12 protein-coding genes are annotated in these 13,595 nt (G+C 68.6%); 6 read left to right on the forward strand and 6 right to left on the reverse strand.

Annotated elements, in window-relative coordinates; genetic code table 11:
- The first annotated feature begins 2 nt into the window (after window positions 1-2).
- The 6 genes from yidC (at window position 3) to AB0G47_RS28515 (ending at window position 6,061) form a co-directional block, all read left to right on the forward strand.
- On the forward strand, window positions 3-1,298 hold the full coding sequence (yidC, locus tag AB0G47_RS28490) for a membrane protein insertase YidC (RefSeq protein WP_360775654.1): 1,296 nt from the start codon (window positions 3-5) through the stop codon (window positions 1,296-1,298).
- Window positions 1,299-1,311: 13 nt separating this feature from the next.
- Window positions 1,312-1,833 (forward strand): R3H domain-containing nucleic acid-binding protein, encoded by a 522-nt coding sequence (locus tag AB0G47_RS28495; RefSeq protein WP_360775657.1) that lies wholly within the window; start codon window positions 1,312-1,314, stop codon window positions 1,831-1,833.
- Between the two features lie 99 nt (window positions 1,834-1,932).
- Entirely contained in the window at window positions 1,933-2,649 is a 717-nt protein-coding gene (rsmG, locus tag AB0G47_RS28500) for a 16S rRNA (guanine(527)-N(7))-methyltransferase RsmG (protein WP_360775659.1), read from the forward strand.
- Window positions 2,650-2,949: 300 nt separating this feature from the next.
- Window positions 2,950-4,026 (forward strand): ParA family protein, encoded by a 1,077-nt coding sequence (locus AB0G47_RS28505; RefSeq protein ID WP_266864468.1) that lies wholly within the window; start codon window positions 2,950-2,952, stop codon window positions 4,024-4,026.
- Window positions 4,023-5,138, forward strand: coding sequence for a ParB/RepB/Spo0J family partition protein (locus AB0G47_RS28510; protein WP_360775661.1), 1,116 nt, complete (start codon window positions 4,023-4,025; stop codon window positions 5,136-5,138). The genes AB0G47_RS28505 and AB0G47_RS28510 overlap by 4 nt, the downstream gene beginning before the upstream one ends.
- A gap of 305 nt (window positions 5,139-5,443) precedes the next feature.
- Window positions 5,444-6,061, forward strand: coding sequence for a GNAT family N-acetyltransferase (locus AB0G47_RS28515; protein WP_266864471.1), 618 nt, complete (start codon window positions 5,444-5,446; stop codon window positions 6,059-6,061).
- A 117-nt stretch (window positions 6,062-6,178) separates the two neighbouring features.
- Here AB0G47_RS28515 and trxA read toward each other — a convergent pair whose 3' ends face one another.
- From trxA to murJ, 6 genes are all read right to left on the reverse strand, one after another.
- Window positions 6,179-6,511, reverse strand: a complete 333-nt coding sequence (trxA, locus tag AB0G47_RS28520; RefSeq protein WP_135332065.1) for a thioredoxin — start codon at window positions 6,509-6,511, stop codon at window positions 6,179-6,181.
- Window positions 6,512-6,554: 43 nt separating this feature from the next.
- The gene (trxB, locus tag AB0G47_RS28525; protein WP_360775665.1) at window positions 6,555-7,514 is read right to left on the reverse strand and encodes a thioredoxin-disulfide reductase; all 960 of its coding nucleotides are present in this window, start codon (window positions 7,512-7,514) and stop codon (window positions 6,555-6,557) included.
- A gap of 184 nt (window positions 7,515-7,698) precedes the next feature.
- Complete coding sequence (locus tag AB0G47_RS28530) at window positions 7,699-8,700, reverse strand: hypothetical protein (RefSeq protein ID WP_360775668.1); 1,002 nt, start codon at window positions 8,698-8,700, stop codon at window positions 7,699-7,701.
- The gene (gene sigM, locus AB0G47_RS28535) at window positions 8,697-9,431 is read right to left on the reverse strand and encodes an RNA polymerase sigma factor SigM (RefSeq protein WP_135332068.1); all 735 of its coding nucleotides are present in this window, start codon (window positions 9,429-9,431) and stop codon (window positions 8,697-8,699) included. Before sigM ends, AB0G47_RS28530 begins: the two co-directional genes overlap by 4 nt.
- Before the next feature lie 34 nt (window positions 9,432-9,465).
- Window positions 9,466-11,175: a protein kinase family protein gene (locus tag AB0G47_RS28540; protein WP_360775671.1), complete on the reverse strand. Its 1,710-nt coding sequence runs from the start codon at window positions 11,173-11,175 to the stop codon at window positions 9,466-9,468.
- 118 nt (window positions 11,176-11,293) lie between these two features.
- Complete coding sequence (murJ, locus tag AB0G47_RS28545; protein WP_360775673.1) at window positions 11,294-13,573, reverse strand: murein biosynthesis integral membrane protein MurJ; 2,280 nt, start codon at window positions 13,571-13,573, stop codon at window positions 11,294-11,296.
- Window positions 13,574-13,595: the final 22 nt, after the last annotated feature.

Below are 13,595 nucleotides of genomic sequence, written 5' to 3' on the forward strand. Positions count from 1 at the left end.
TAGTGGACACGATTGCCAGTCTGTTCAGCTTCATCACGACACCCGTTTCCTGGGTCATCGTCCAGTTCCACGCTGTGTACGGGAAGATTTTCGGTCCCGACACGGGCTGGGCCTGGGGCCTGGCCATCGTGTCCCTGGTGATCTTGATCCGTATCTGTCTGATCCCGCTCTTCGTGAAGCAGATCAAGGCGACTCGGGCGATGCAGACGCTGCAGCCCGAGATGAAGAAGATCCAGGAGCGCTACAAGAGCGACAAGCAGCGCCAGTCCGAAGAGATGATGAAGCTGTACAAGGAGTCGGGTACCAACCCGCTCTCCTCGTGCCTTCCCATCCTGGCGCAGTCGCCGTTCTTCTTCGCGCTGTACCACGTGCTCAACAGCATCGCGACCGGCAAGACGATCGGTGTCATCGACGAGGGGCTCCTGGAGAGCGCGCGTAAAGCGCACATCTTCGGCGCTCCGCTGGCCGCGAAGTTCACCGACAGCGCCGACAAGGTCGCCTCGCTCAACGCCTCGCTGACCGACGTCCGCGTCGTCACCGCGATCATGATCATCCTGATGTCGGCGTCGCAGTTCTTCACCCAGCGCCAGCTGATGACGAAGAACGTGGACACGACGGTCAAGACGCCGTTCATGCAGCAGCAGAAGATGCTGATGTACGTCTTCCCGGTCATGTTCGCCGTGTTCGGCATCAACTTCCCGGTCGGTGTCCTCGTCTACTGGCTGACCACCAACGTGTGGACCATGGGCCAGCAGATGTTCGTGATCCGCCGGAACCCCACTCCGGGCTCCAAGGCGCAGGCCGCGTTCCTCGAGCGTCTGCAGAAGCAGGTCACGCACCACAAGAAGGTGCGGGGTCGTGGCAACACGAACGTCATCAAGGCGATCGTCGCCAAGGGCCGTGACCGCAACGAGTTCGAGCGCAAGTTCATCAACGGTCTGACCAAGGCGGGCCTCGCGGCCCAGGCCGACGGCTCCGTGACCGAGGGCGAGAGCGCGGTTGCCACCGCGACCGAGGACGGCACTCCGGCCGCCGGTGGCGGTGCTCCCAAGCGGCAGCAGCCCAAGCGACAGAGCAAGTCGCAGCGCCAGTCCGCGGCCGCGCACAGCACGGCCAAGTCGGAGGGCGACGCGGACGAGGACGCGGACGCCAAGACGTCGCTGGAGAAGACCAAGGACGAGCCCGAGGACGCCAAGCCCAAGGCCGGGGGCGGCAAGTCCGGGTCAGGTAACGCACGCCAAGCCAAGTCGGGGCAGCGCAAGGGCCAGCAGCGGCCCAAGCACCCGTCCAAGAAGTAGAAGGAGTCCATCCGTGACGGAAGGCACCACCGCCCCCGCCGAAGCCGAGGCCGAGGCCGGCGACACTCTCACCCGCCTTGAGCAGGAGGGCGAGATCGCTGCGGACTACCTCGAGGGTCTGCTGGACATCGCCGACCTCGACGGCGACATCGACATGGACGTCGAGGCCGACCGCGCCGCTGTCTCGATCATCAGCGACTCGAACAGCCGCGATCTGCAGAAGCTCGTCGGCCGTGACGGTGAGGTCCTGGAGGCGCTCCAGGAGCTGACCCGGCTCGCGGTGCACCGTGAGACCGGCGACCGCAGCCGACTGATGCTGGACATCGCGGGCTACCGCGCCAAGAAGCGCGAGGAGCTCTCCGAGCTGGGCGCCAAGGCGGCGGCCGATGTGAAGAGCTCCGGCGAGCCGGTGAACCTCAAGCCGATGACGCCGTTCGAGCGCAAGGTCGTGCATGATGCGGTCAAGGCCGCCGGTCTGCGCAGCGAGTCGGAGGGCGAGGAGCCGCAGCGCTTCGTCGTCGTGCTTCCCGTCTGATCGCACGTCGTTCTCCCGGCCCCGTCTGTTCGCAGGCGGGGCCGGTCTTTGTCAGCCTGATAGTCAGCCACCCCAGTGCGGTACGGAAGGACGGTCCCCGTGACGGAGGCAGCGGAGCTCCCGCCGGCGCCTGAGCAGGCCCGGGCAGTATTCGGTGAGCGCTTCTCGGACGCGGTCCGATACGCGGAGTTGCTGGCCGACGCGGGAGTGCAGCGCGGTCTGATCGGCCCGCGCGAAGTGCCCCGGCTGTGGGAGCGGCACCTGCTGAACTGCGCGGTGCTCTCCGAGGTCGTGCCCGAGAACGTGACGGTCTGCGATGTCGGCTCGGGCGCGGGGTTGCCGGGCATTCCGCTGGCCCTCGTCCGGCCGGATCTGAAGATCACGCTCCTTGAGCCGCTGCTGCGGCGGACGAACTTCCTCACCGAAGTCGTCGAGCTGCTGGGCCTCGATCATGTGACGGTCGTGCGCGGCCGCGCCGAGGAGGTCCTCGGCAAGCTGCCTTCGGTCCATGTGGTCACGGCGCGTGCTGTGGCGCCGCTGGACCGGCTCGCCGCGTGGGGCGTTCCCTTGCTGCGTCCGTACGGAGAGATGCTGCTCCTCAAGGGCGACACCGCCGAGGAAGAGGTCAAGGCCGCGGGGGCCGCCCTGAGCAAGCTCGGCGCGGTGAACACCTCGGTGCTTCACGTCGGAGAGGGCGTGGTGGATCCGCTGTCCACCGTGGTGCGGGTCGAGGTCGGCGAGAGCCCCGGCGGCGTACGCTTCGCCGCCAAGCGGGCCAAGGCGGCGCGCACGGGACGGGCCCGGCGTCGTCGCTGAGCGATGCTGCTGCAGGTGGGCGGCTACGCCGCAGTTGATCCGTCCTGACGACGAGCCGTACTCCACAAAACCTGCCAAACGTACGCATACCGGGGTGTCGCAGCTGCGGCACCCCGGTTGCCGTGCATCGTGTTTCACGTGAAACGTCGCTCACTGCTCCATGGCATCATCAGTCGCGGCCGCGCTGCTGAACCTCGCGACCGTCGTCCGCTCGGATCCCTCGATAAGGGCACCGAGTTGTCCACAGAGGTGGATTCGTCCACAGAAGACCGGGCCTCGCTGGTTCACGACCCTCAAAGCATGGGAGGCTCTGTTCATTGCGAGCCTGAAGTCGAGGAGAGTGAATCCTTGCGGTCCGACGCCAACATCGCGGGACCGATGACCGATCCGGTCCCCGGTCCCCGTACCGAGTCGGCGGGGGAGGATGTTTCACGTGAAACACCGAGCCCGATGGACGACACCCCTATCGGTCGTGCTGCCCAACTGGCGGTGGAAGCCCTTGGCCGCGCAGGCGAGGGCCTGCCGCGACCTGAGCAGACACGCGTCATGGTGGTCGCCAACCAGAAGGGTGGAGTAGGCAAGACGACGACAACCGTCAATCTCGCCGCTTCGCTCGCTCTGCACGGTGCGCGTGTCCTGGTCATCGACCTCGACCCGCAAGGCAATGCCTCCACGGCTCTGGGGATCGACCACCACGCCGAAGTGCCGTCCATCTACGACGTGTTGGTGGAGAGCAAGCCGCTCTCCGAGGTCGTGCAGCCGGTGCCTGATGTCGAGGGCCTGTTCTGCGCCCCCGCCACGATCGATCTCGCCGGTGCGGAGATCGAGCTGGTCTCGCTGGTCGCGCGGGAGAGCCGGCTGCAGCGGGCGATCCAGGCGTACGAGCAGCCGCTGGACTACATCCTCATCGACTGCCCGCCGTCGCTCGGTCTCCTGACGGTCAACGCCCTGGTGGCCGGTGCGGAGGTCCTGATCCCCATTCAATGCGAGTACTACGCACTGGAGGGCCTCGGTCAGCTTCTGCGCAACGTCGACCTGGTGCGGGGCCACCTCAACCCCCATCTGCACGTCTCGACCATCCTGCTCACCATGTACGACGGCCGGACCCGGCTCGCCTCACAGGTGGCGGACGAGGTGCGCAACCACTTCGGCGAAGAGGTGCTGCGGACGAGCATTCCCCGCTCGGTCCGTATCTCCGAGGCGCCGAGCTACGGACAGACCGTGCTGACCTACGATCCGGGATCGAGCGGTGCCCTCTCGTACTTCGAGGCGGCCCGGGAGATCGCGCTCCGCGGCGTCGGCATTCGCTACGACGTACAGCACGCCCACATGGGCGCTCAGAATGACCAGCACAGCACGACGGAGGGGTTGCAGTGAGCGAGCGACGGAGAGGCCTTGGCCGTGGCCTCGGCGCCCTGATCCCTGCGGCCCCGACGGAGAAGTCGGCCGCCCAGGCCGCGGGTGGGGCTTCGGCTTCCCCCACCGCAGTACCGGTGCTCACCGCCGAGCGGGGGGTGGCGGCCGCGAAGGTGGCTGCGCTCCCGCAGAGCTCCGTTTCACATGAAACGCAGGAGCCGCCGAAGGGGACGGTCGAGGCCGCTCCGGAGAGCCCGGTAGGCGCGCACTTCGCCGAGCTGCCGCTCGACTTCATCACGCCCAACCCGAGGCAGCCGCGTGAGGTCTTCGACGAGGACGCCCTCGCCGAACTCGTGACCTCCATCAAGGAGGTCGGCCTTCTCCAGCCCGTCGTCGTGCGGCAGGTGGGGAGCTCGAGCTACGAGCTCATCATGGGCGAGCGGCGCTGGCGTGCCTGCCGTGAGGCGGGACTCGAGCGCATCCCGGCGATCGTCCGCGCCACGGACGACGAGAAGCTGCTCCTGGACGCACTGCTCGAGAACCTGCACCGTGCGCAGCTGAACCCGCTGGAAGAGGCCGCCGCCTACGACCAGTTGCTCAAGGACTTCAACTGCACGCACGACCAGCTGGCTGACCGGATCGGTCGTTCGCGTCCGCAGGTCTCCAACACGCTGCGTCTCCTCAAGCTGTCGCCGGCGGTTCAGCGCCGGGTCGCCGCCGGAGTGCTGTCCGCGGGTCACGCTCGCGCTCTGCTCTCCGTCGAGGACTCGGAGGAGCAGGACCGCCTCGCGCACCGGATCGTCGCCGAGGGCCTCTCGGTTCGGGCCGTCGAAGAGATCGTGACCCTCATGGGCTCGCGGCCGCAGAGCGCCCCGAAGTCCAAGGGGCCGCGTGCGGGTGCTCGGGTTTCGCCGTCGCTGACGAACCTCGCCACCCGCCTCTCCGACCGGTTCGAGACCCGTGTACGGGTGGACCTCGGTCAGAAGAAGGGCAAGATCGTAGTCGACTTCGCTTCGCTGGAGGACCTGGAGCGCATTCTGTCGACGCTCGCCCCGGGCGAGGGTCCGGTCCTGAGGAACGGACTCGCTGAGGACGCCATCGAGGACGACGCCTCGGAGGACAGCGAGGCCTGAGCCTCATCAACCGTGCTTCAGAGCGGGCCGTGTCCGGTGTGTACCGGAACACGGCCCGCTCTTTGCTTTCTTACGGTATCGATGGAATCGCATCGTGGATACGATGCGATCGGGTATGGCGCATCCAGCTGACGGCACCTCATTGGGGAGGCGGGGGCCATGCGATCGGTGAGCCGCACCGGACTGATGACCGCGGGCCTTGGGCTGGGAGCGGTCGGCGGATTCGTCGGCAGCCTGCTGAAGGAACGGAGCGCTCTGACTGCCGCCCGCGAAGCCGCTGGCGAAGGAAGTGAGGAACCGCCTTCATGGGGCGTCGGCTCGTACCGCTCACGCTGGACAACCTCCCGGACCTTCCCAAGCGCTGCCGGTCGTGCGTCTTCTGGGAACTGGATCCGGTCAGCGGCCAGGCCGCGGTAAAGGCCGGTACGCCCGAGCTGGAGAAGGAAGCCTGGATCTCCGCCGTCCTGCTGGAGTGGGGTTCCTGCGGCCGCGTCGTGTACGTGGACGAGGTGCCAGTGGGCTACGTCCTCTACGCACCCCCGGCGTACGTGCCCCGGTCCACGGCGTTTCCCACGAGCCCCGTGTCGCCGGATGCCGTGCAGCTGATGACCGCCTGGATCATGCCGGACTACCAGGGCCAGGGGCTCGGCCGGGTGATCGTCCAGACGGTGGCCAAGGATCTACTGCGCCGCGGCTTCAAGGCGATCGAGGCCTTCGGCGACGCCCGCTGGGAGAAGCCCGCCTGTGTACTGCCCGCGGACCATCTGCTGGCAGTCGGCTTCAAGACGGTCCGCCCGCATCCCTCGTATCCCCGCCTCAGGCTCGAGCTGCGTACGACGCTGTCCTGGAAGGAAGACGTCGAGATGGCGCTCGACCGACTGCTCGGCGCTGTACAGAAGGAGCCGGTACTCCGACCGCTCTGAGCCCAGCCCTGTCATACGAATGGGCCAACCCCGGAGGGTTGGCCCATTCGTGTTTCACGTGAAACAACGTCACGCGGCGGCGGCGCTCGTCGGTCGGCGCCCGCCACTCATCGCTCGTTACTCGGCGATGAAGTCCGCGAGGTCGCGCTCAAGAGCGGCCTTCGGCTTGGCGCCGACGATGGTCTTGGCGACCTCGCCACCCTGGTACACGTTCAGCGTCGGGATGGACATGACGCCGTACTTGGCGGCGATACCCGGGTTCTCGTCGATGTTGAGCTTGACGATCTCGATCTTGTCGCCGTGCTCGGCCGCGATCGCCTCGAGGGACGGGGCGATCTGACGGCAGGGACCGCACCAGGCGGCCCAGAAGTCCACCAGGACAGGCTTGTCGTTCTTGAGGACGTCTTCCTCGAAGGAAGCGTCGGTCACGTTCTTCAGGGTGCCGGCCACGGCGGGCTCCTTAACTTGGTGGGGCGGTGGGGAAGAAGGGAAGTCAGACGGTCGCTGCCGCGGTCTCGCTGTCCGTGAGGGCAGCGAGGAAGCGCTCGGCGTCCAAGGCGGCGGAGCAGCCGGTGCCGGCTGCCGTGATCGCCTGGCGGTACGTGTGGTCGACGACGTCACCGGCACCGAAGACACCGGTCAGGTTCGTCCGGGTCGAGGGCGCTTCGACCTTCAGGTAGCCCTCGTCGTCCAGCTCGAGCTGGCCCTTGAAGAGCTCCGTACGCGGGTCGTGGCCGATCGCGATGAACAGACCCGTCACCGGCAGCTCGGAGGTCTCACCCGTCTTGAGGTTGCGCAGCGTCAGACCGGAGAGCTTCTGCTCGCCCTTGATCTCGGCGACCTCGCTGTCCCAGACGAACTTGATCTTCGGGTCGGCGAACGCGCGGTCCTGCATCGCCTTGGAGGCACGCAGGCTGTCGCGGCGGTGCACGATCGTCACGGACTTGGCGAAGCGGGAGAGGAAGGTCGCCTCCTCCATCGCGGTGTCGCCACCGCCGATCACGGCGATGTCCTGGTCCTTGAAGAAGAAGCCGTCGCAGGTCGCGCACCAGGAGACGCCGCGGCCGGAGAGCGCGTCCTCGTTCGGCAGACCGAGCTTGCGGTGCTGGGAGCCGGTCGTCACGATCACGGTCTTCGCGCGGTGCACGGTGCCCGCCGTGTCCGTCACGGTCTTGATCTCGCCGCTCAGGTCGACAGCGATCACATCGTCCGGAACCAGCTCGGCGCCGAAGCGCTCGGCCTGGGCCCGCATGTTGTCCATGAGCTCGGGGCCCATGACGCCGTCCTGGAAGCCGGGGAAGTTCTCCACCTCGGTGGTGTTCATGAGCGCACCACCCGCGGTGACGGCGCCCTCGAACACCAGCGGCTTCAGCGACGCGCGTGCGGTGTAGAGCGCCGCCGTGTAGCCGGCGGGCCCGGAGCCGATGATGATCACGTTACGGACGTCGGTCACGGCTTGATTCCTCGTCTCTGGAGACTGCTGCGTACTGCTGGTGGGTGCCTGTCTCAGGTCTCTCACCCCACCCAACGGATCCTACGGGGCTTGCATTCCCGACGTGTCCGGGCGCACGTAAGCATGTCAGGGACGGCGGCATGCCCTTGCACGACCGCGCTCCTCTTGCCGGTGCGGTGAGAGGTCAGGGCCGGGCGTAGGAGTTCGTCAGCAGGATCTTGCCCGCGGCGGTGGACGACGACGGTTTGTCGGTGCACGTCGCGTCGATGACGTACGCGGAGACCTTGGCGCTGTCGGAGTCATGGGACGCCACGACGAGGTAGGCGTCCTTCCCCTTGTACGTGCCCTCCTCGGCGGCGATCGGCGTCCTGGCGCCGAGGCCTCGCTGGACGCATTCCGGCACCGAGGCCGCCGCCTCACGCATCGGTGAGTTCTCCTTGGGGGACTCCGGGCTCGATCGCACGTCGAAGGACGGCTTGCCGCCTTCGGGCTCCGCGGCCGGGTTCTTGGCGAGGAGATCGTTCACCTGGCCCTTGAGCCTCTCCTCGGAGAAGGCGTATGCGGAGTCGGTGTGGTCCGACGAGGTGCCGGCTGTCCCGCCCGAGCCGCCGCCCAGGTTCTGCATCAACAGCGTTCCGAGGCCGATGGCGGCGGCCGTGACTACGGCCCCGAGCACGGCAGTGCGCCGACGTGCGCCCCGGAAGCGGCTCCGACGCCCAGGGCCGGTGGCCGCACGAGAGTGTCCGGCGGGCCGGTCTGCGGACGGACCGGGGGTGGGAGTGACCGCCGGCTCGGCGGAGCCGGGCGATGTTTCACGTGAAACACGCGCGCCGGGCGACGCGGTGTCGGGAGCATCGGTCTCGGTCTCGGGCGCGAGCGAGTCGGACGTGACGGCTGTGAGGGATTGAGACGGGAGCGACTCAGGCGTGATGGAGTCCAGCAGCGCCTCCGCCGCCAGCGCCGCGTCGATGCGGCCGGCGACATCGGCGGGCATCCGCGGCGGACCCGGCAGCGTGCCGAGCATGCCGCGGATCTCCTCCAATGACGCATAGACATCGGCGCAGAGCTCGCAGTCGTCCAGATGCCGCCGCACGTCGAGGGTGCGGGCAGGGGCGAGCAGCCCCTCCGTGAGGTCGGAGATCTCAGCGACTTCTGGGTGCCCGGCCGAGTCGGTCGTGGTCGTCACGCTCGCCCACCTCCGCCCTTCACAGCAGCTGAATCGCTTGGTCCCGCTTCCCGTGGCCCCGCTGCAGGTGGGACGGATGTCCCCTGCGTCCGGTTCCTTCCCGGGTCCGGCTTCTTGCCGTTCTGGTCCTCGCCGCCGTCTCCGCTCGGCGTACGCGTCTCCGTACGCAGGTGGGTGAGCAGCGGCAGCAGTCTGGCTCTGCCGCGCGCGCAGCGGCTCTTCACGGTGCCGGTGGGCACATCGAGCACGCGGGCCGCCTCGGCCACCGGATAGCCCTGCATGTCCACCAGGACGAGGGCGGCGCGCTGGTCGTGCGGCAGCGTGCCGAGGGCCTCGATGAGCTGGCGGTGCAGATCGCCCCGCTCGACGGGCGCCGATGCCGACTCGTGCGGCTCGAGAAGCTGCTCGAGGCGTTCGGTGTCGTCGATGGGGGAGGTCTTCCGCGATGCCGCCTTGCGCGCCCGGTCGAGGCAGGCGTTCACCGTGATCCGGTGCAGCCACGTCGTGACGGCGGACTGACCGCGGAAGGTGTGCGCGGCGCGGTAGGCGGAGACCAGGGCGTCCTGGACGGCGTCCGCGGCCTCCTCGCGGTCCCCCAGCGTGCGCAGGGCGACCGCCCACAGGCGGTCGCGATGGCGCCGGACGAGCTCACCGAAGGCGTCCTTGTCGCCGGCCACATGGCTGGCCAGGAGGTCCTGGTCGCTCATCTCGCCGTGCGTGGTGTCATCCACCGTCGAACCCCCTCCCCCCGGTGAGCCCAGTCCCTCAGCCCGTGAACTTCACGTCCGTGATGGCCTGCTTGTACCCCGCGCTGCTGAACTCATCACGGGGCGATTTCGGTACATCGGTCAGCCAGACGAGCACGTACTGCGTCTTGACCGGCTTCTCCGCCTTGACCTTCAAGCTGTGGCCGGTGGTCCTGGCGGTCCCGATCTCCTTCATCGCGTTCAGTGGCGTCGAGGAGGACATCGAGTCCGTGGCGTACAGCTCGACCGTCGTGTGGTCGCCCTCGTAGCGGAGCCCGATCGACGCGGTCGACACGTCCTGCTCCTTGCCGAGGTCATAGACGATACCGACGCCGGGCTTGTAGGGCGCGAGCCTGGGACCGTCTATGAAGCTATTGCTCCGCCAGTACGTCGAGTCGTCGCCGTCGTGCGTCTTGTCGACGCCCTCGGGGTTCTGCGCCTGGCCCTCGGCGACGTACTCCTCCGCGTCCTGGATCTGGAGCGGATTCCCGGGCTTCGGCTTGTTCTTGTCGCCATCGTCGGAGGTGTCCGTCGATCCGGGGTCGTCGTTCTTCCCCCGGTCCATGAGCGCGTCCGCCAGCTGCCAGCTGCCGAGGCCGAGCGCCGCGATGAGGAGCGCCGACACGGCCCACTTGAGGGCCTTGCCCGTACGGCTCTGCAGTGGGGGCGGCGGGGTCGGCACCGGCTGGGTGACGCCGGGGCGGGCCGCGGGGCGGCCGTAGGTGCCCTGCTGGTACGTCGTGCGCTGGTACTCGGGCGGTGCGGTGAACGCGGGCTCCGGAGGGCGGATGCGGGGCATCTCGCCGATGGCCTTCACCAGTTCCTCCGGTGTCGTGCACGGAGGCTCCTGGCGGGATGCGGTCGCACCCTCGTTGACGAGCGCGCGCATCGCGAGCTCGGAGAGGCCCCTGTGCACGCCCGCACGCACCTGGTCGGGGGCGATCAGGCCGACACCCTTGGGGAGCCCGGAGAGGCCGTACGCATCGTCCTCGTAGGGCCAGCGCTGGGTCAGCGAGGCGTACAGGAGCGCGCCGATCGCTTCCGTGTCCGTGCGCTGCGGGGTGTCCGAGCTGATGCCTCGGAGCGCCGCGTTCACGGCGAGGCCGCGGATGCGGTACTGGCCGGTCGACGTCCTGAGGACGGCGCTCGGGGTCAGCCGCAGGTGTGCGAGGCCTTCGCGATGGGCGGCAGCCATGGCCTGGGAGACCTGGCTGACGAGCTGGTACGCGTCGTGCGCCTCGAGAGGGCCCGCGGCCAGCAGTGCGGTGAGTTCCGTGGCGTCCGGCAGCCACTCGTGGACGACGTAGACGAGGTCGTTCTCCTCGACCGCGTCCAGGACGTGCACAAAGCGGGGATCGCCGAGCAGCGCCGAGGAGCGCGCCGCGGCGAGTACCGATCGTGCCCGCGGATGGTCGGCGGGCAGCAGATGTACGCCAACGGCCCGGCGGAGTTTCTCGTCCACCGCGCGCCAGCTGCTGAAACCGTCCAGACGGGTGACGCACTCTTCGAGTCGATAGCGTCTGGCGAGCTTGTGACCGCTGTGCAGCTCGGGGGGTGATGCCGCCCCCGAGCTCGTGGGCTCGCCGGTCTCTGCTGCGCCTTCTTCTGCCGTTTCCCGCTCCCGGGTCTGGGCCACCCCGTCGGCCGTGGCCTGCTCCGCCTTCGCGGTCAGCGGCTCATCGCCGCTGTTGTCTGCCACGTCGACGGCAGCCGTGCTCCGTTCCGCCACCGTCGTTCCTGCCTCCCCATCCGTTGCGCTTCGTCAGACGCCAAAGCCAATTGTGCCCACAGTCCGGCGCTATGCACGACACGCGGTGGCCGGTGATGGTTGTGCGGACCCCCCGAACTCACCGTCCGAGGCGGCCGCGCACCATCCCGACCATGGAGTTGAGCTCCGCGATCCGCATGCGCTTCGCCGCGATGAAGAAGACGCCGAACAGCACCGCACCGCCCACGATCAACGCCGCCAGCGAGCCGAGGACGCTCTGACCGAGCCCCTGAGTGACGGCATACGCGGCGGCGCCGCCGAGCAGCGCTCCGGGCAGCGAGGCGATGCCGAGACGGGCGTACGTACGCAGGACGTTGGCGCCGTCCAGGTCGCCGCCGAGACGCTTCCGCAGCCGCTGCCAGGCGACGCCCACGCCGATGGCGTAGGCGAGGCCGTAGATGGCGGCCATGCCCGTCACCGCCCAGCGGGTGGGCAGCAGGAAGTAGCAGGCCGTGGAGGCGGCGGCATTCACGGCGGCGACGATGACCGTGTTGTAGAAGGGCGTCCGCGTGTCCTCGTAGGCGTAGAACGCACGCAGCACGACGTACTGCACGGAGTAGGGGATCAGGCCGAGGCCGAAGGCCATCAGCATGTAGCCCATGTTCGTGGCCTGGGCACTGCCCGAGGAGCCGAAGATCAGCGTGCACATCGGGATGCCGAGTGCGACGAATCCGAAGGCGACGGGCACGATCGCGACCGCTGTCGTGCGCAGGCCCTGCGAGACGTCGTCGCGGACGGAGCCGGTGTCACCGTCCTGTGCCGAGCGGGACAGGCGGGGCAGCAGGGCCGCCATCAGGGAGACCGTGATGATCGCCTGCGGGAGTCCCCAGATGAGCTGGGCGTTGGCGTAGGCGGCGAAGCCGATGCCGCTCGTCGACGGCAGGTCGACGGTGGCGGCGGTGGCCAGCTGGGTGACGACGAGCGCGCCCGCCTGGTTGGCGAGCACGAACAGGATCGTCCACTTGGCCAGCTTGGCGGCCTTGCCCAGGCCGTGGCCCTTCCAGTCGAAGCGCGGACGCAGCTTGAATCCGGTCTCGCGCAGGTAGGGGATCATCGCCAGGGCCTGGACGACGAGACCGAGCAGGACACCGACGCCGAGGAGCCGTTCAGCCTCCGGCGGGATGCTGGTCACGGTCATGCCGGACGACGCCGACGATCCGTAGACCCAGATGAACATGCCGAGCGTGGCGATGATGACGATGTTGTTGAGGACCGGCGTCCACATCATCGCGCCGAACTTGCCGCGCGCGTTGAGGATCTGGCCCATCACCACATGGATTCCCATGAAGAAGATCGAGGGCAGGAAGTAGCGCAGCAGCGTCGTACCGACCTCGGTGGCCGCCGGGTCGTTGGCGACCGGCACGGACATCACCCGCACCAGCTGCGGAGCCAGCACGATGCCCAGGACAGTGAGGAGGCCGAGCGCCACCATGACGAGGGTCAGCAGGCGGTTGGCGTACGCCTCGCCGCCGTCCTCGTCCGTCTTCATGGAACGCACCAGCTGCGGTACGAACACGGAGTTGAGGCCGCCGCCGACGGTGAGGATGTAGATCATCGTCGGGATCTGGTAGACGACCTGGAAGGTGTCACCGAGCAGTCCGACGCCGAGCGCCGAGACGATCAGGGCGGAACGGATGAAGCCGGTGAGACGCGAGACGAGGGTGCCCGCGGCCATCACCGCACTGGACTTCAGCAGGCTCGACGCGCGGCCACCGCTGCTCGACTTCGGGGCGGGCGCCGGAGCCGGGGCTGCCGGGGCGGGGACGCCCGGCGGCTCGGGCGGGTGGTAGCCATCGGGCTGCTGGTGGCCGTTGCCCTGCTGGTAGCCGTCCTGGTTGCCCTGGGGGTAGCCGTCCTGCGGGTAGCCGCCGGGCTGCTGGTAGGCGGCGCCCTGCGGTTCGCGGTAGCCGCCCGGCTGCTGGTCGCGGAAGAGGTGGGCGAAGGCGTCCGGCTCGTGGTGCTCCTCGCCGGCCTGGGTGACGAGGTCGTCGACGCCCACGAACTGGGTCGTACGGGCGTCGTCGCCGTAGGGAAGGTGCCGGGTCGGACCGTCCGGCTCGGGAGCCGGGGTCTGGGCCCACACGCGGGGGTCCGGCGCGTGCTGAGGGGATGGCGGCTGGGCGTAGAGCGGCTGCGGGTCTTGGTAGTAGCCGGGGGGCGGCGGGGGGTGCGCGGCGCGGTCGTACAGCGCCTCGGTCACCGGGTCCTGGGCGCTGAGGTCCTGCGCGCGGTAGGGGTCCTGGTCGTAGGCGTCCTGGAGGTACACGTCCGGGGCAGGCTGCGGTGGCATCTGCCCGTTCTCAGGAGGGCCTGAACCGCCCGCGCCCTGGCCACGGTCACCGTCGTACGGCGCGTTCATGGATACCCCACCTCATCGTCCC

The organism is Streptomyces sp. NPDC021622 (genome assembly GCF_040640795.1).
Classification (GTDB): Bacteria; Actinomycetota; Actinomycetes; order Streptomycetales; family Streptomycetaceae; genus Streptomyces.